Below are 15152 nucleotides of genomic sequence, written 5' to 3'. Positions count from 1 at the left end.
CGGCCAACTGTGGGCTATAGGCCACAGTTGGCCGGACGTTGCGGTTAAGGCAACGTGAGGATCTCGGCGCCGGAGTCGGTGACGAGGAGCGTGTGCTCGAACTGGGCGGAGCGCTTGCGGTCCTGGGTGACGACGGTCCAGTCGTCGTCCCACATGTCGTAGGACTCGGTCCCGAGGGTCAGCATCGGCTCGATGGTGAAGGTCATCCCCGGTTCCATCAGCGTCGCGTAGTGCTCGGTGTCGTAGTGGGGGATCACCAGCCCGGAGTGGAACGCGGTCCCGATCCCGTGCCCGGTGAAGTCCCGGACGACGCCGTAGCCGAAGCGCTTGGCGTAGGACTCGATGACGCGGCCGATGACGTTGATCGGCCGGCCCGGGCGGACGGCCTTGATCCCGCGGTTCAGGGCCTCCTGGGTCCGCTCCAGCAGCAGCGCCGACTCGGAGTCGATCTCGCCCACGGGGTAGGTCGCGTCGGTGTCGCCGTGGACACCGTGGATGTAGGCCGTGATGTCGACGTTCACGATGTCGCCGTCGACGAGCTCGCGGGAGTCCGGGATCCCGTGGCAGATCACCTCGTTGACCGAGGTGCACAGCGACTTCGGGAAGTGCCGGTACCCGAGCGTCGACGGGTAGGCGTCGTGGTCGCAGAGGAACTCGTGGCCGATGCGGTCGAGCTCGTCGGTGGTGATTCCGGGGCGGATGTGGGACGCGACCTCGACGAGCGCCTGCGCGGCGATCCGGCCGGCGATCCGCATCTTCTCGATCGTCTCGGCGTCCTTGATCTCCGAGCCCTCGAAGCGGTCCGGCGCCGGCTTGCCGACGTACGGCGGTCGCGGGATGTGGGCGGGGACCTGCCGCAGGGGCGAGACCTTGCCCGGGAGCACCGAGGGAGCCGGAGCGGTACGCGAAGCCATGCCTGGCAGTCTAGGTGGGGTGTCCGTACGTCGAATCGTGTCGCTGGTCCCGTCGCTGACCGAGGCCGTCGGCGAGACCGCGCCGGAGCTGCTGGTCGGCGTGACCGACTGGTGCACCCACCCACCGGGCCTGGACTGCGCCCGGGTGCGGGGGACGAAGAACCCCGACGTCGACGCGATCGAGGCCCTGGCGCCGGACGTGGTGCTCGCCGCCTTCGAGGAGAACCGGCAGCCCGACCTCGACGAGCTCCGCGCCCGCGGTCTGGAGGTCTGGGTCAGCGACATCCGCGACGTCGACTCCGCCCTGACCTCGCTCGCCGCGATGCTGGAGCGGTGCGGGCTGGGCCGGCCGGACTGGCTCGCCGCGGCCGAGGCGGCCTGGGCGCAGCCCGCCCCGACGCCGCGGCGGAAGGTCGCGGTGCCGATCTGGCGCAAGCCGTGGATGGTCGCCGGCGCGGACACGTTCACGACGTCGGTGCTCGACCGGCTCGGTCTCGACAACGTCTTCGACGACCCGCCGGCCGACGCGTCCGAGCGCTACCCGAAGGCCGACCCGGACGAGGTCCGCGTCCGCGGGGCCGAACTGATCGTCCTGCCCGACGAGCCGTACGTCTTCACCGCGCTCGACGGGCCGGAGGCGTTCCCCGGGCTGGACGTCGCGCTGGTGTCCGGGCGGCTACTGACCTGGTACGGCCCCTCGATGGCCACCGCTCGCGAGGAGCTCCTCGCCGCGATCGCCGCCGCGCGCCCCGGTGAGGACTGGGCCGTCGATCGGGGGTAGGCCCTCGCGCGGCACGAGCTGCGTGAGGAACCAGGCGAAGAGCAGGTTCAGCGCCGTGCTGCCCAGCGCGGCGCCGTAGAGGGCGGCCGTGGACGGGTCCGGGGTGTTGACGACGGTCATCGTCGGGAAGCCCGTCCCGACGAGGCCGACGACGCACGCGACCGGCCCGAGCAGGAACACCGCGGCCAGCCCGGCGGCCGGGTCGAACGAGCGCCGGATGCGGGCCGCCCCGATGCCGATGCTCGCGCAGATGCACGCGACCCCGAGCGAGACCCAGATCGGGAAGCCCGCGACGCGGAACGGGTGCGGGCCGAAGTAGTCGTAGGTGTCGAGCTGGGTGCCGGTGATCTCGGTGGCGATGGCGAACACCCACATGCCGCCGAGAGCCTTGGCAATGGTCGCCCGGGTTGCGCCGCGCTCGGTCAGGTACCAGAACAGCAGGCCGACGCCGCCGAAGAACGCGGCGTAGGAGAAGAACACCCAGACCGGCAACGAGGCGTCGAACGAGCTGTACATCGTCTGCTGGCCCGGCCGGTAGTACCACATGTTCGCGAGCCGGTTGTTGAGCGGTTCGACCATGCCGGCGAGCAGGGTGCCGGCCACGATCGCGGCCGGCGTCGGAGTCCGCCAGCGCCGGCCGAGCCGGAACGCGCAGACGAGGAAGACCGCCAGACCTGCGAAGGTGCCGACGGTCATGATCGCTTGCCCCGTGGTGTTCACCGGCTCGGCCGCCGGGGGTACCGGCAGGGAGGTCAGCAGCATGTGAGCCAGTTAACACCAGCGTTGAACAGCTCGTCAACGCTGGTGTCGACTGGGCTCGCGTCAGTGGTAGCTGTGCTCGTGGGTCGGGAACGTCCCGCCGACGACGTCGGCCGCGTAGGCCTTCGCCGCCTCGGTGAGCACCCCGCGCATGTCCGCGTACCGCTTGACGAAGCGCGGCGTGCCCTCGCGCAGGCCGACCATGTCCTGCCAGACCAGCACCTGGGCGTCGCAGTCCGGCCCGGCGCCGATCCCGATCGTCGGGATGCGCAGTTCGGCCGTGATCTGCTTCGACACCTCGGCCGGGACCATCTCCAGGACGACCGCGAACGCGCCCGCCTCCTGGACGGCGTGGGCGTCGGCGAGCACCTGCTCCGCCGCCGAACCCCGGCCCTGGACGCGGTAGCCGCCGAGGCCGTGCTCGCTCTGCGGCGTGAAACCGATGTGGCCCATCACGGGCACGCCGGCGTCGACGATCGCCCGAATCTGGGGCGCGACGCGGACGCCGCCCTCCAGTTTCACGGCGTGGACGTTGCCCTCCTTCATGAACCGGATCGCCGTCTCCAGCGCCTGCTGGGGCGAGACCTGGTAGGACCCGAAGGGCAGGTCACCGACGATCAGCGCCCGCTTGCTGGCGGCGACCACCGACCGGCACAGGGGGAGGAGCTCGTCGACGGTCACCGGAACAGTCGTCTCGTAGCCGTAGACGTTGTTCGCGGCGCTGTCGCCGATCAGCAGCACGGGAATCCCGGCCGCGTCGAAGATCTCGGCCGTGTACATGTCGTACGCGGTGAGCATGGGCCAGCGTTCGCCGCGTTCCTTCATCGCGTGCAGGGCGGGCACGCGGACGCGTTTCGCCGGCGGGAGATTGCCGTAGACGGGGGCGGTCTCAGCGACGGTCGCCGACTCGCGGGTCGTGCCCGACGGGGCGTCAGATCGATCGGGGGTTGGTGCGGAGGTCATCGTCGACTCCTTGGAAGGGGTGCCTCGAGGCCTCCCGGTGAGGTCCCCGGACTCTCTCAGGGTAACCGGGCGCGATGAGTACAAATACCCACGCAGGCGGGCCCAGGTGCGCAGCCGCTTCTCGTGCTTTGGCGGAAGCTGATTCTGGCGCCGGGCGGCATCCCGTTCCGGCACCCGGGCCGAACCCTTGAGGGAGGTCCGCAGTTCCCGCCTAAGGAGTACCCGTGTTTCCCAAGCGCGACGCCCGGATCGACGCAATTGCCGACCTCGAGATCTTCGCCGGCCTGGACCGCAGGCAGCTGGCCAAGATCGCCTCGCTCAGCACCCAGGTGACCCTGCCCGAGGGCAGCGTCCTGTGCCGCCGCGGCGAGCGCGGCCGCGAGGCCTTCGTGCTCGTCGAGGGTTCGGTGGCCGTGTGTGTGGAGGACCAGGCTCTCGCCGTCCTTCGCCCCGGCGCCGTGTTCGGCGAGATGTCCCTGCTCGACGGCAAGCCCCGCGTGGCGACCGTCACGGCCACCTCGCAGGTCTCCGTCCTCGTGATCAGCCCGCTCGAGCTCGCCTCGCTGCTGGAAGCCGTTCCTGCGGTCCGTAGCCGCATCTTCTCCACGCTCGGCGCCCGCAAGAAGGACCTCACCGCCGCCGCCTGACGCACCGACAATGTCCGGGTGCGTGACCCACACCGCACCCGGGACGTGAGCTGCGCCGCAGGGTCGCGCGGGCTCGCTCACATCGGGGGACGGTTCCGCGCGGGCGGGCGCGGAATCTCACACCGAGCTGCCCGGATTCAGTAGGGTCCGGGCAGTTCGGCGTGCCCACAATGGAGGAGTGACGACCTTGACCGCCCCGGCGCCGACCGAGGGCTTCCTCGATCGGATCGGCCCGGAGCGCGCCGCTGCCCTCGCCGCGATCGGCACCCGCCGTGGCTACCCCGCGGGCGCCATCCTGTTCCTCGAAGGCGACGTCGCGCACGAGGCGGTCGTCGTCCTGGCCGGTGAGCTCAAGGTCGTCGTGGGCTCCACCGAGGGCCGCGACGTCGTGCTCGACATCTACGGCCCCGGCGAACTGATCGGCGAGTGGTCCGTCATCGACGGCAAGACCCGCGCCGCCACCGTCACCGCCCTCACCGACGTCGAGGTGCTGACACTGCCCGCCGAGGCGTTCCGCGAATTTCTCGACACGCACCCCGCGGTACGCGAGGCCCTGCTGCTCGACACCATCGGCCGCCTGCGCGCACAGGTCCGCCACCAGCTCGAGTTCGGCGCCGGCGACGCGATGGGTCGCGTGTGCGCGCGCCTGGCCGAGCTCGCCGACCGCTACGGCTACCTCGACGGCACCACCACCGTCATCCACTCACCGCTGAGCCAGGCCGACCTCGCCGCCTGGACCGGCCTCTCCCGCGAGGCCGTCGTCAAGGCACTGCGTCAGCTCCGCAGCATGGGCTGGATCTCCAACCGCGGCCCGGACATCACCGTCCACGACATCGAGCGTCTGCGCCGCCGCGCCACGCACTGACGCAACTAATCGGGGACGCGCTCGCGCCAGCCGTTGGTGATCGGGAGCCGGCGGTCGCGGCCGAAGGCGCGCAGCGAGATCTTCGTGCCCGGCGGGTACTGGCGCCGCTTGTACTCGGCGATGTCGACCAGGCGCAGGATCTTCTCGACCAGTTCCTGGTCGAAGCCCGCGGCGACGAGGTCCGCCGCGGAGGCGTCCTGCTCGATGTAGTCGTCGAGGAGGTCGTCGAGGACGACGTAGTCGGGCAGTGAGTCCGTGTCGAGCTGACCGGGCCTCAGTTCTGCCGACGGCGGCTTGGTGATGGAGTTCGGCGGGATCGGCGGCGTCTCACCGCGCCGCTCGGCCTCGGCGTTGCGCCACTCCGAGAGCTTCCACACCATCGTCTTCGGGACGTCCTTGAGCGGCGCGAAGCCACCGACCGCGTCGCCGTAGATGGTCGAGTACCCGGTGGCGAGCTCGCTCTTGTTGCCGGTCGCGAGCACGAGATGCCCCTCGGCGTTCGACAGGCCCATCAGCGTCACACCGCGAACGCGCGCCTGCAGGTTCTCCTCGGCGAGACCGGAGAGCTTCAGGCCGTCCTGGAACGCGTCGACCATCGGCGCGATCGGCACCGTGCGGAACTGGCACCCGGTGCGGGCGGCGAGGTCGTCGGCGTCGGAGCGCGAGTGCTCGGACGAGTACGCCGACGGCATCGAGACGCCGTGGACGTTGGCCGCTCCGACGGCGTCGCACGCGATCGCCGCGACCAGCGCCGAGTCGATACCGCCCGACAGGCCGAGCGTCACCGAACGGAATCCGTTCTTGCGGACGTAGTCGCGCAGCCCCGTCACGAGCGCCGCGTAGACCTCGGCCTCGGAGGCGAGGCGCGGACCGACCGCGATCTCGTGAACCTCCCACTCCGGCAACGGGTCCGCGGAGACGACAACGCGCTCGACGGTGACGTCGCCGGCGCCGAGGTCCACCGGATCGGTGGCCGCGGGCAGGTCGAGGTCGACGACGAGGACGGCCTCGTCGAACTGCGGGGCCCGCGCGAGGGTCTGGCCGGTGGGGGAGACCACGAGCGAGTCACCGTCGAAGACCAGTTCGTCCTGGCCGCCGACGAGGTTGACGTAGGCCAGCGTCGCCTTCGCCTCGGCGGCCCGGCGGGCACAGAGTTCGAGGCGCGTGTCGTCCTTGTTCAGCTCGTACGGCGAGCCGTTGAGAACGACGAGCAGCCCGACGTTCGCTCCGCGCGCGGCGGCGACCGGGCCGCCGTCCTGCCAGAGGTCCTCGCAGATCGCGAACGCGACGTCGATGCCGTGCAGTCGCACGACCGGCAGGACGTTGCCCGGCACGAAGTAGCGGAACTCGTCGAACACGCCGTAGTTCGGCAGGTGGTGCTTCGCCGACCGGATCACGACGCGACCGCCGTGCAGCACCGCGAGCGCGTTCTCCGGCGACCCGGCCGGGCGGCCGAGCTTCGGCCGGGCCTGCTCGTCGATGTCGAGGTACCCGACGACGACCGCGACCTCGCCCAGGCCTTCGTCGGCCAGTCGCCGCGCGAGTCCCTCGAGCGCCTCGCGGGACGCGCGCTGGAACGACCGCCGCAGCGCGAGGTCCTCCACCGGATACCCCGTCAGCACCATCTCGGGGAACGCGACGAGGTGCGCGCCGGCGGCGGCGGCCTCCTGCGCCCGCGCGAGCACGAGATCGGTGTTGGCGGCGATGGCGCCGACGGTGGCGTTGACCTGGCACAGCGCGAGACGAAGCTGGGGCATGCGATTCAGCGTAGGCGGCGTCTCGTGGTTGCCCGCCGACGGCGTTCTGCGGAAGGGTGAACGGGCGGCGCGGTCCGGCGTCGCGAGGTCGGACGGACGGTGGGAGATCCGATGGGCGACATCGCGAGCAAGGTGGACAAGGCCTACGAGGGCATGAGCATCGCGGAACTGGCGAAGGCTCCGGTCGCGGCCCTGCAGGGCGTCAGCGAGAGCGACGCGCAGCACCTCAAGGAGGCGTTCAACATCTCTACGATCGCCGACCTCGGCACGAACAAGTACTTCACGTGGGCGCAGGCGATCGCCAAGCTCGCGGAGTAGGCCTCCGAGGAGGTCGATCTAGCGGCCGTTGCCCGTCGCCGGGCGGTACCAGCGGTAGGTGCCGTCCGGCCGGACGGACAGCGGCGCGCCGTAGGAGTACGTCACCACGACGCGGTTGTGCAACGGCGCCGTGAGCGTGACCGACACCGACCGGCGGTACGACGACATCCGGCAGTTCGCCTGCCGGTTGTGTCCCTTGCGGTGCTCGACGGCCCCGATCGCGACGGCGGTCGCGGTCTCGAGGAACACCGGCGTGTAGTCGGCGCGGCAGTTCCCCTGCCCGGAGGCCGCGCCGAGGAATGAGTAGGTGAGCCGGAGCCCGTCCGGGCTCAGCGTCACGTCACCCTCGGCGTCGGTCGGCACCGGCGACCGGTAGAGGCCGTCCTCGTCGACCGCCAGCACGATCGCCGGCGCGACCATGCGCGGCCCGAACGTGATCGCCCAGGCCGGGAGCGTGCGCCGCCCCCGGTCGGTGTCGAACGTCCGGCGCGTCAGCCGGATCGCGCTGATCGTCGCCGGCTCGGCGGTCTCGTCGGCCGTCCGGAGCTGCTCGTCGCGGAACGTGCCGGCCAGGGCGCGGCGCAGCGTCGCGACCGCCTCCTCGGCGGACGTGACGCCGAAGCCGTCCAGGCGCGGCGGGGTGGTCGTCAGGCGGTCGGGCAGGACCCAGCGGCCGCGTAGCCGGTCCGGGTCGGAGCGCAGCGCGATCGGGATCGTCACCGGGTCCAGGACCAGGAGCGGCCGGACGGCGGCGCCCACCGGAAAGTCCCGCCACGGGGCCGTGGCCTGCAGCGGGTCGGTCAGCGGAGCCTCGGTGCGGTCGGCCGGATCGGGCATCAGCCGGGGGTCCGGAGTGTTGTCGGGCAGCGCGAGGCCGAGCGCGACGAAGCCCACCACGGCCGTCGCGCCCACGGCCAGGTAGCGGCGCCGGTGCGTCCGGCGTGTCGTCTCCGTGCCCATGGTCACTTCCCCCAGCGTGCCACCCCGGTGAGTCCGGTCCGTAACCGCGACGAAACACCAGCCGGACAGGCTGCACCCCGACAGGTGTTATCCGTGAGAATGGCGCGTATGGACAAGCAGACCGAATTCGTGTTGCGCACCCTTGAGGAGCGCGACCTGCGCTTCGTCCGACTGTGGTTCACGGACGTCCTCGGCTTCCTGAAGTCGGTGGCGATCGCCCCGGCGGAACTCGAGGCGGCCTTCGCCGAGGGCATCGGCTTCGACGGCTCCGCGATCGAGGGCTTCGCCCGCGTCCACGAGTCCGACATGCTCGCCAAGCCGGACCCGGCCACCTTCCAGGTGCTGCCGTGGCGGGCGGAGGCGCCCGGGACCGCCCGCATGTTCTGCGACATCCTCCAGACCGACGGGACGCCGAGCTTCGCCGACCCGCGGTACGTCCTCAAGCGGACGCTCGCGAAGGCCAGCGACCTGGGCTTCACCTTCTACACGCACCCCGAGATCGAGTTCTACCTGTTCGACAAGCACCCGGCGACCGGTGAGCGTCCCTCGCCGATCGACCACGGCGGCTACTTCGACCACACCATCCACGGCGCCGGGCACGACTTCCGTCGGCACGCCATCACGATGCTGGAGTCGATGGGGATCTCGGTCGAGTACAGCCATCACGAGGGCGGCCCCGGCCAGCAGGAGATCGACCTCCGCTACGCCGACGCGCTCTCCACCGCCGACAACATCATGACGTTCCGCATGGTCATGAAGGAGGTCGGTCTCGAGCAGGGTGTCTTCGCCTCGTTCATGCCGAAGCCCTTCACCGAGCACCCCGGCTCGGCCATGCACACCCACCTGTCGCTGTTCGAGGGCGACCGCAACGCCTTCTACGAGGCCGGCGCCGAGTACCAGCTCTCGAAGGTCGGCCGGGCGTTCATCGCCGGCCTGCTCAAGCACTCCGCCGAGATCACCGCGGTCACCAACCAGTGGGTGAACTCCTACAAGCGCCTCTGGGGCGGCGGCGAGGCCCCGTCCTACATCTGCTGGGGCCACAACAACCGCTCCGCGCTGGTCCGCGTGCCGATGTACAAGCCGACCAAGGGCCAGTCCACCCGCGTCGAGGTCCGCTCGATCGACTCCGCCTGCAACCCCTACCTCGCCTACGCCCTCCTCCTGGCCGCCGGCCTCAAGGGCATCGACGAGGGCTACGAGCTCCCGCCGGGCGCCGAGGACGACGTCTGGTCGCTCTCGGCCTCCGAGCGTCGCGCGCTCGGCATCGACCCGCTGCCCCAGAACCTCGCCGAGGCCATCGCCCTCATGGAGCGCAGCGAGCTCGCCGCCGAGACCCTCGGGGAGCACGTCTTCGACTTCTTCCTCCGCAACAAGCGGCGCGAGTGGGAGGAGTACCGGATGCAGGTCACCCCGTTCGAGCTCGACCGGTACCTGCCCGTCCTGTAGCGACCCGGCAGCGAATCTGTAGCGCGGACCACAAAAAGTCGTAGTTGCACTGTGACTAATCGGAAGTTACAGTGCAACTACGACATGAACTACGCCGACGGCGCGGCACCTTCACGCAGGCCCTGAGAGGGAATCGGGCGGATTCCTCCAGGGCCTGCGCCGTGCCTGGACACCGCGCCGTGCCTGGACACCGCGCCGTGCCTGGACACCGCGCCGTGCCTGGACGCTGCCGCCGATGTCAAGAAAGGGTGACACCCCTTACTGCGCAGTAAGGGGTGTCACCCTTTCTTGACATCAGGGGCGGCGGAGGCGCTGGATCGCGGACAGGACGCCGCGAGCCATCTCGGCGCGCCAGATGGCGACGAGGTCGTCGCGGTCGGCGTCGGAACGCTTGCTCAGGGCGTCGGTGAGGTCGGCGAAGACCTGGTACTGCTCGTCGATGAACGGGGAGCGGGGCAGGCCCATCCGCTCGCGGAGCATGAGCTTGATCAGCAGCTCGGAGCGGGCGTCGCGGAGATGGTCGACGGGCTGGTCGAGCCACTCGCGGGCGGCGGCGGAGCCGGCCGGGGTGACCTGGAACGGGGTGCGGCCCGGGCCGCGGGAGCCGGTCTCGACCTCGCCCGCCTTCGCGAAGCCGGCGTCGGCGAGCTGCTCGATCGCCCGGTACACCTGCGGCCGCGACACCGACCAGGCGCGACCGAGCTCGGCCTCCGGCGAGAGCATGCGCGCGAGGGCGAAGCCGTGCGCCGGCCCTTCGACGCACAGGACGCCGAGGACGACGCGAGCGTGAACCTGCAACTCCACGGCTCCAGCATTTCATCGACGGGGCCGCACTAAGTTGATCCCCGTGAGCGCGCCAGATCCGTTCCGTTCCCGAACGGCCACGACCGAGGCGCTGCTGGCCCGGATGGGCTTCCAGGACCGCGAGCAGGCGCTGCGGCAGATGGCGCTGCCCGGCCTGGATCTGGCGTCCCGTCCCGACCGGCTCGCCGCGTTCGCGGACGCCGGTGACCCCGACCTGGCGCTGGCCACGCTGACGGCCCTCGCCGAGGTCACGGACGCCAAGGAGCTGCGCGCGGCGCTCGAACGTTCCGAGGTCTTCCGGCGGCGCCTGATCGCCGTCCTCGGCGCCTCGCAGGCCCTCGGCGAGTTCCTGCTCCGCCACCCCGAGGACTGGCGGCTGCTGGAGAAGGACGCCGGGTCACCGGACACCCCGTACTACCTGCGCGCCGCGATGCTCGAGGCCGTCGGGGCGAACCCGGACGAGGCCGAGCCCGTCGCCGACGACGCGGGGGAGACGACCTACGACCGGCTCCGGGTCGCGTACCGCCGCTGGCTGCTCCGCCTCGCCGCGCGCGACCTGACCGGCGGGTCCGGGCTCGAGGAGGTCTCGGCCGAGCTCGCGGATCTCGCCGGCGCGACCCTCGAGGCCGCGCTCGCGATCGCCCGCGCCGGCCTGCCCGAGGATGCGCCGCGCTGTCGGCTCACCGTGATCGGCATGGGCAAGTGCGGCGGGCGCGAGCTCAACTACGTCAGTGACGTCGACGTCGTGTTCGTGGCCGAAGCTCGCGAGGTCGAGGGTCAGGGCGAACCTGACGAGGCGTCAGCGATGCGAACGGCGACGCAGCTGGCCTCTGCGATGATGAAGGCCTGCTCCGCCTCGACGGCCGAGGGCACGATCTGGCCCGTCGACGCCGCGCTGCGGCCCGAGGGCAAGCAGGGCCCGCTGGTCCGCACGCTCGCCAGCCACGTCGCCTACTACGAGCGCTGGGCGAAGACCTGGGAGTTCCAGGCGCTGCTCAAGGCGCGCCCGGTGGCCGGGGACCGCGCGCTCGGCAAGGCGTACATGGAGGCGGTCGGGCCGCTGGTCTGGAAGGCCGCGAACCGCGAGAACTTCGTCGCCGACGTCCAGGCGATGCGCAAGCGGGTCGAGGCGACGCTCACCCCCGCCGAGGCGGAGCGGCAGATCAAGCTCGGCCCTGGCGGTCTGCGCGACGTCGAGTTCGCCGTGCAGCTGCTGCAGATGGTGCACGGCCGCGGCGACGACACCCTGCACAGCGGGACGACGCTCTCGGCGCTGGCCGCGCTCTCGCAGGGCGGCTACGTCGGTCGCGAGGATGCGGCGCGCCTCGACGATGCCTACCGGTTCCTGCGCACCCTCGAGCACCGCATCCAGCTCTACAAGCTCTGGCGGACGCACGTGCTGCCCGACGGCGACGCGGACATGCGCCGCCTCGGCCGGGCGATGGGTCTCAAGGGCGACCCGAAGGCGGAGCTCACCGAGACCTGGCGCAAGCACGCCCACGAGGTCCGCCGCCTGCACGAGAAGCTCTTCTACCGGCCGCTGCTGATGGCCGTGTCCCGCGTCTCGGAGGCCGAGACCCGCTTGACGACCGAAGCGGCGCGGGCGCGCCTGTCCGCCCTCGGCTACGCCGACCCGGCCGGCGCGCTGCGGCACCTGGAGGCGTTGACGTCCGGCCTGAGCCGGCGGGCGTCGATCCAGCGGCAGCTCCTGCCCGCGATGCTCGGCTGGTTCGCCGACGCGCCCGATCCCGACGCGGGTCTGCTGTCGTTCCGTCAGGTCTCGGACGCCCTCGGCGAGACGCCCTGGTATCTCCGGCTGCTGCGGGACGAGGGCATGGCCGCCGAGCGGCTCGCGCACCTGCTCGCCAGCTCGCGCTTCGCCGCGGAACTGCTGCAGCGCGCGCCCGAGGCGATCCAGATGCTGGCCGACGACACCGACCTGCGGCCCCGCGACCGCGCCGCGCTGCTGACCGAGGTGAACGCGGCGGTGGCGCGGGCACAGAACGCCGAGGCGGCCGCGATCGCGGCGCGCGGCATCCGCCGGCGCGAGCAGTTCCGGATCGCCGCCGCCGACGCCCTCGGCCTGATCGATGTCACCGACGTCTGCGAGGCGCTCAGCGACGTCGTCGCCGCGACGCTGGCGGGCGGGCTCGCCGCGGCCACGCGGTCGGTGGTGGGGGACGGCGACCCCGTAGTGCGCATGGCGGTCATCGCGATGGGTCGGCTCGGTGGGCACGAGATGAGTTACGCCAGCGACGCGGACGTCATGTTCGTGCACGAGCCGATGCCGTTCGTCGAGGACAAGCCGGCGACCGACGCGGCGCACGCGATCGCCAACGAACTCCGCCGGCTGATGCAGATGCAGGCGCCCGAGCCGCCGCTCGAGGTCGACACCGACCTGCGGCCGGAGGGGCGCAACGGCCCGCTCGTGCGGTCGCTGCAGTCCTACGAGCAGTACTACTCGCGCTGGTCGAGCGACTGGGAGGCCCAGGCGCTGCTGCGGGCGGAGTTCGTCGCCGGTGACCCGGAGCTCGGTGAGCGCTTCACGGCGCTGATCAATCCGTTGCGGTACCCCGTAGGAGGTCTGACCGAGGATCAGGTCCGCGAGATCCGCCGGATCAAGGCGCGCGTCGAGTCCGAGCGGTTGCCGCGCGGCGCCGACCCGTCGATCCACACCAAGCTCGGCCGCGGCGGGCTCGCGGACGTCGAGTGGGTCGCGCAGCTCCTGCAGCTGCAGCACGGGGCGAAGATCGAGGGTCTGCGCACGACCCGGACCCTCGCGACGCTCGAGGTGGCCCGCGATCACGACCTGATCACCGCGGCGGACATGACCGAGCTGGCGACGGCGTGGAAGCTCGCGACCCGCATCCGGAACGCGATCATGCTCGTCCGGGGCCGCCCGGCGGACAGCCCGCCGACCGGCGGCCGGGAGCAGTCCTCGATCGCGCGCATCCTCGGGTATCCCGTCGACGAGACCGGCCGGATGCTCGACGACTACCGCCGGGTCACGCGCCACGCGCGCACGGTCGTGGAGCGGGTGTTCTACGGGTGAGTGACGGCCGGGGACGGCCTTGGCGGCAGGCCGAGTTCCGTTCCCTGATCGCGGCGCAGGTCACCGGGGAGATCGGTGACCAGTTCGCTCGCGTCGCCGTCGCGGGCATCGTGCTGGAACGGTCGGGCAGCGCGCTGTACTCGGCGCTGGCCTTCATGGTCAGCTACCTGCCCGGCATCGTCGGGTCCGTCGCCCTCGGGCCGCTGGCGGACCGGCTGCCGCGCCGGGCGCTGATGATCTGGTGCGACCTCGCGCGGGCCGTCGTCGTCGCGGTGCTCGCGCTGTGCGTCGCCACCGAGGCACCGCTGTGGCTGCTCACCGGCCTGCTGCTGTTCGCCGAACTCTTCAGCGCGCCCTTCGACGCCGCGCGCGCGGCGCTGGTGCCCGACGTCCTGACCGATCCCGCCGACTTCCACGCCGGGTCCGGTATCTCCCGCACGCTGTTCCAGCTGAACCAGACCGTGGGCCTCGCCCTCGGCGGTCTCGTCGCGTACGGGGCGTCGGCGCAGCTGGCGTTGTGGCTCGACGTGGTCAGCTATCTGGTGTCGGCGTTCATCCTGACTGTCGGCGTCCGGCACCGACCGGCCGCGCTCGCCGGGGCGCCGCGCGGGCCGGACGTCCGCGTGGCCGTCCGGGCGGTCCTGGCCGATCCGGTCCGCCGCGTGTTCATCGCTCTCGGCTGGGCGGCCGGCGGGGTGCTGATCGCACCCGAGGCGGTGGCGCTCGCGTACGCCGTCGAGCACGACTCCGAACGGATGGGCGGCGCGCTGATCGCGTCGCTGCCCGCGGGCGCGGCGCTCGGTGCCTGGCTGATCGCGCGCTACCCGCCGATCGTGGCCGTCCGGATGATCCGGCCGCTGCTCGCCGCCGGCTGCGTCCCGCTGCTGTTGTCCGGCCTCGACCTCGGCGTGTACCCGACGATGGCGCTGTGGTTCGCGGCCGGCATCTGCCAGGCGTTCCTGCTGCCGATCATGGTCGTCGTGACGCTGCTGACCCCGCCCGAGCGCCGCGGCGCGGTCGGCGGGCTCGCCGCCGCCGGGTTCAACGCCGCGATCGCGATCTCGTTCGTGCTCGCCGGTTGGGCCGCCGACGTGTTCACCCCCGCCGACTCGGTCTTCGCCGCCGGGACGCTCGGCCTGTTCGTCCTCCTCGCCGCCCATCTCGCGTGGCCGGGCCGCGAACTGGACGCGGTCCTGGACCCCGCGCCCGCGACCCAGGAGTCGCCGAGTCAGGAACCGTCGAGGTAGGCCAGCACCGCGAGGACGCGGCGGTTGTCGTCGTCGCTCGGTGGCAGGTTCAGCTTGGCGAAGATGTTGGCCGTGTGCTTGGCGACGGCGCGTTCGGTGACGACGAGCTTGGCGGCGATCGCGGCGTTCGAACGGCCCTCGGCCATCAGCCCGAGCACCTCGTGCTCACGGGGCGTCAGTTCGCCCAGCGGGGTCTGCCGGGCGGGGCGGGCGAGGAGTGCGGCGATGACCTGCGGGTCCATCGCGGTCCCGCCCTCGGCGACGCGGCGCACCGCGTCGACGAACTGGTCGGCGTCGAGCACCCGGTCCTTGAGCAGGTAGCCGATCCCGCCGTTCCCGTCGGCCAGCAGTTCGCGCGCGTAGAGCTGCTCGACGTGCTGGGACAGCACGAGGATCGGCAGACCCGGCGTGTGCCGCCGGGCCTCGAGCGCGGCCTGGAGGCCCTCGTCGGTGAGCGTCGGCGGGAGGCGGACGTCGACGACCGCGACGTCGGGCTTCTCCTCGCGCAGGGCGGTCACGAGGTCCGGGCCGTTGTCGACCGCCGCCGCGATCGTGAACCCGTACGCCTCGAGCAGCCGGATCAGGCCGTCACGCAGCAGGAAGAGATCCTCCGCCAGCACGACCCGCATCCGCTCACCC

Annotated in this window: 14 protein-coding genes; 7 read left to right on the top strand and 7 right to left on the bottom strand. The window is 71.8% G+C overall.

The genetic code is table 11. The features are described 5' to 3' along the window. Positions 1-44 precede the first annotated feature (44 nt). Complete coding sequence (map, locus tag SPOPO_RS0124365) at positions 45-914, bottom strand: type I methionyl aminopeptidase (protein WP_019877788.1); 870 nt, start codon at positions 912-914, stop codon at positions 45-47. On the opposite strand from map, the gene SPOPO_RS0124360 reads away from it, so the two are divergent. Next, positions 913-1695 carry a helical backbone metal receptor gene (locus SPOPO_RS0124360; RefSeq protein WP_033385182.1) on the top strand — a complete coding sequence of 261 codons (783 nt, stop codon included), beginning with the start codon at positions 913-915 and terminating at the stop codon, positions 1693-1695. The two genes, map and SPOPO_RS0124360, sit on opposite strands and share 2 nt — an antisense overlap. On the opposite strand, the gene SPOPO_RS0124355 is transcribed toward SPOPO_RS0124360, so the two are convergent. Together SPOPO_RS0124355 and panB are read right to left on the bottom strand one after the other, a co-directional pair. Further along, positions 1591-2457 (bottom strand): hypothetical protein, encoded by an 867-nt coding sequence (locus SPOPO_RS0124355; RefSeq protein ID WP_028985081.1) that lies wholly within the window; start codon positions 2455-2457, stop codon positions 1591-1593. The genes SPOPO_RS0124360 and SPOPO_RS0124355 overlap by 105 nt on opposite strands. Before the next feature lie 60 nt (positions 2458-2517). Then, entirely contained in the window at positions 2518-3417 is a 900-nt protein-coding gene (panB, locus tag SPOPO_RS0124350) for a 3-methyl-2-oxobutanoate hydroxymethyltransferase (protein WP_019877784.1), read from the bottom strand. Between the two features lie 224 nt (positions 3418-3641). Between panB and SPOPO_RS31465 the strand changes: the two genes are divergently transcribed. Further along, entirely contained in the window at positions 3642-4064 is a 423-nt protein-coding gene (locus tag SPOPO_RS31465; protein ID WP_019877783.1) for a cyclic nucleotide-binding domain-containing protein, read from the top strand. Between the two features lie 178 nt (positions 4065-4242). After that, positions 4243-4929, top strand: a complete 687-nt coding sequence (locus tag SPOPO_RS0124340) for a Crp/Fnr family transcriptional regulator (RefSeq protein ID WP_084671515.1) — start codon at positions 4243-4245, stop codon at positions 4927-4929. 5 nt (positions 4930-4934) lie between these two features. On the opposite strand, the gene SPOPO_RS0124335 is transcribed toward SPOPO_RS0124340, so the two are convergent. Then, entirely contained in the window at positions 4935-6686 is a 1752-nt protein-coding gene (locus SPOPO_RS0124335) for an NAD+ synthase (RefSeq protein WP_019877781.1), read from the bottom strand. A gap of 111 nt (positions 6687-6797) precedes the next feature. Here SPOPO_RS0124335 and SPOPO_RS0124330 point away from each other — a divergent pair, with 111 nt between their 5' ends. Then, positions 6798-7004 carry a hypothetical protein gene (locus SPOPO_RS0124330; protein WP_019877780.1) on the top strand — a complete coding sequence of 69 codons (207 nt, stop codon included), beginning with the start codon at positions 6798-6800 and terminating at the stop codon, positions 7002-7004. Between the two features lie 18 nt (positions 7005-7022). On the opposite strand, the gene SPOPO_RS0124325 is transcribed toward SPOPO_RS0124330, so the two are convergent. After that, positions 7023-7970, bottom strand: coding sequence for a hypothetical protein (locus tag SPOPO_RS0124325; protein ID WP_156870203.1), 948 nt, complete (start codon positions 7968-7970; stop codon positions 7023-7025). A 102-nt stretch (positions 7971-8072) separates the two neighbouring features. On the opposite strand from SPOPO_RS0124325, the gene glnA reads away from it, so the two are divergent. Further along, positions 8073-9410, top strand: a complete 1338-nt coding sequence (gene glnA, locus SPOPO_RS0124320) for a type I glutamate--ammonia ligase (protein WP_019877777.1) — start codon at positions 8073-8075, stop codon at positions 9408-9410. Positions 9411-9704: 294 nt separating this feature from the next. On the opposite strand, the gene SPOPO_RS0124315 is transcribed toward glnA, so the two are convergent. After that, a complete protein-coding gene (locus SPOPO_RS0124315; RefSeq protein WP_019877775.1) occupies positions 9705-10214 on the bottom strand; it encodes a PadR family transcriptional regulator in 510 nt (169 codons plus the stop codon). Between the two features lie 43 nt (positions 10215-10257). On the opposite strand from SPOPO_RS0124315, the gene SPOPO_RS0124310 reads away from it, so the two are divergent. Together SPOPO_RS0124310 and SPOPO_RS33275 are read left to right on the top strand one after the other, a co-directional pair. Beyond that, the gene (locus SPOPO_RS0124310; protein ID WP_033385181.1) at positions 10258-13266 is read left to right on the top strand and encodes a bifunctional [glutamine synthetase] adenylyltransferase/[glutamine synthetase]-adenylyl-L-tyrosine phosphorylase; all 3009 of its coding nucleotides are present in this window, start codon (positions 10258-10260) and stop codon (positions 13264-13266) included. Next, on the top strand, positions 13263-14513 hold the full coding sequence (locus SPOPO_RS33275) for an MFS transporter (RefSeq protein WP_019877773.1): 1251 nt from the start codon (positions 13263-13265) through the stop codon (positions 14511-14513). The genes SPOPO_RS0124310 and SPOPO_RS33275 overlap by 4 nt, the downstream gene beginning before the upstream one ends. Here the strand turns inward: SPOPO_RS33275 and SPOPO_RS0124300 are convergent. After that, the gene (locus tag SPOPO_RS0124300; RefSeq protein WP_019877772.1) at positions 14495-15142 is read right to left on the bottom strand and encodes a response regulator; all 648 of its coding nucleotides are present in this window, start codon (positions 15140-15142) and stop codon (positions 14495-14497) included. The two genes, SPOPO_RS33275 and SPOPO_RS0124300, sit on opposite strands and share 19 nt — an antisense overlap. Between the last annotated feature and the right edge of the window lie 10 nt (positions 15143-15152).

The sequence above is a fragment of the Sporichthya polymorpha DSM 43042 genome (genome assembly GCF_000384115.1).
In the GTDB taxonomy this organism is placed as follows: domain Bacteria; phylum Actinomycetota; class Actinomycetes; order Sporichthyales; family Sporichthyaceae; genus Sporichthya; species Sporichthya polymorpha.
The sequence above is the reverse complement of the archived record's forward strand: the minus strand, read 5'-3'. Positions and strand labels throughout refer to the sequence as shown.

What these genes read in the sequence shown, in the direction of transcription:
- panB (WP_019877784.1), bottom strand. Translation starts at nt 3,417, where the DNA reads ATGACCTCCGCACCAACCCCCGATCGATCTGACGCCCCGTCGGGCACG.
- SPOPO_RS0124360 (WP_033385182.1), top strand. Translation starts at nt 913, where the DNA reads ATGCCTGGCAGTCTAGGTGGGGTGTCCGTACGTCGAATCGTGTCGCTG.
- map (WP_019877788.1), bottom strand. Translation starts at nt 914, where the DNA reads ATGGCTTCGCGTACCGCTCCGGCTCCCTCGGTGCTCCCGGGCAAGGTC.
- SPOPO_RS0124355 (WP_028985081.1), bottom strand. Translation starts at nt 2,457, where the DNA reads ATGCTGCTGACCTCCCTGCCGGTACCCCCGGCGGCCGAGCCGGTGAAC.
- SPOPO_RS0124335 (WP_019877781.1), bottom strand. Translation starts at nt 6,686, where the DNA reads ATGCCCCAGCTTCGTCTCGCGCTGTGCCAGGTCAACGCCACCGTCGGC.
- SPOPO_RS0124330 (WP_019877780.1), top strand. Translation starts at nt 6,798, where the DNA reads ATGGGCGACATCGCGAGCAAGGTGGACAAGGCCTACGAGGGCATGAGC.
- glnA (WP_019877777.1), top strand. Translation starts at nt 8,073, where the DNA reads ATGGACAAGCAGACCGAATTCGTGTTGCGCACCCTTGAGGAGCGCGAC.
- SPOPO_RS0124300 (WP_019877772.1), bottom strand. Translation starts at nt 15,142, where the DNA reads ATGCGGGTCGTGCTGGCGGAGGATCTCTTCCTGCTGCGTGACGGCCTG.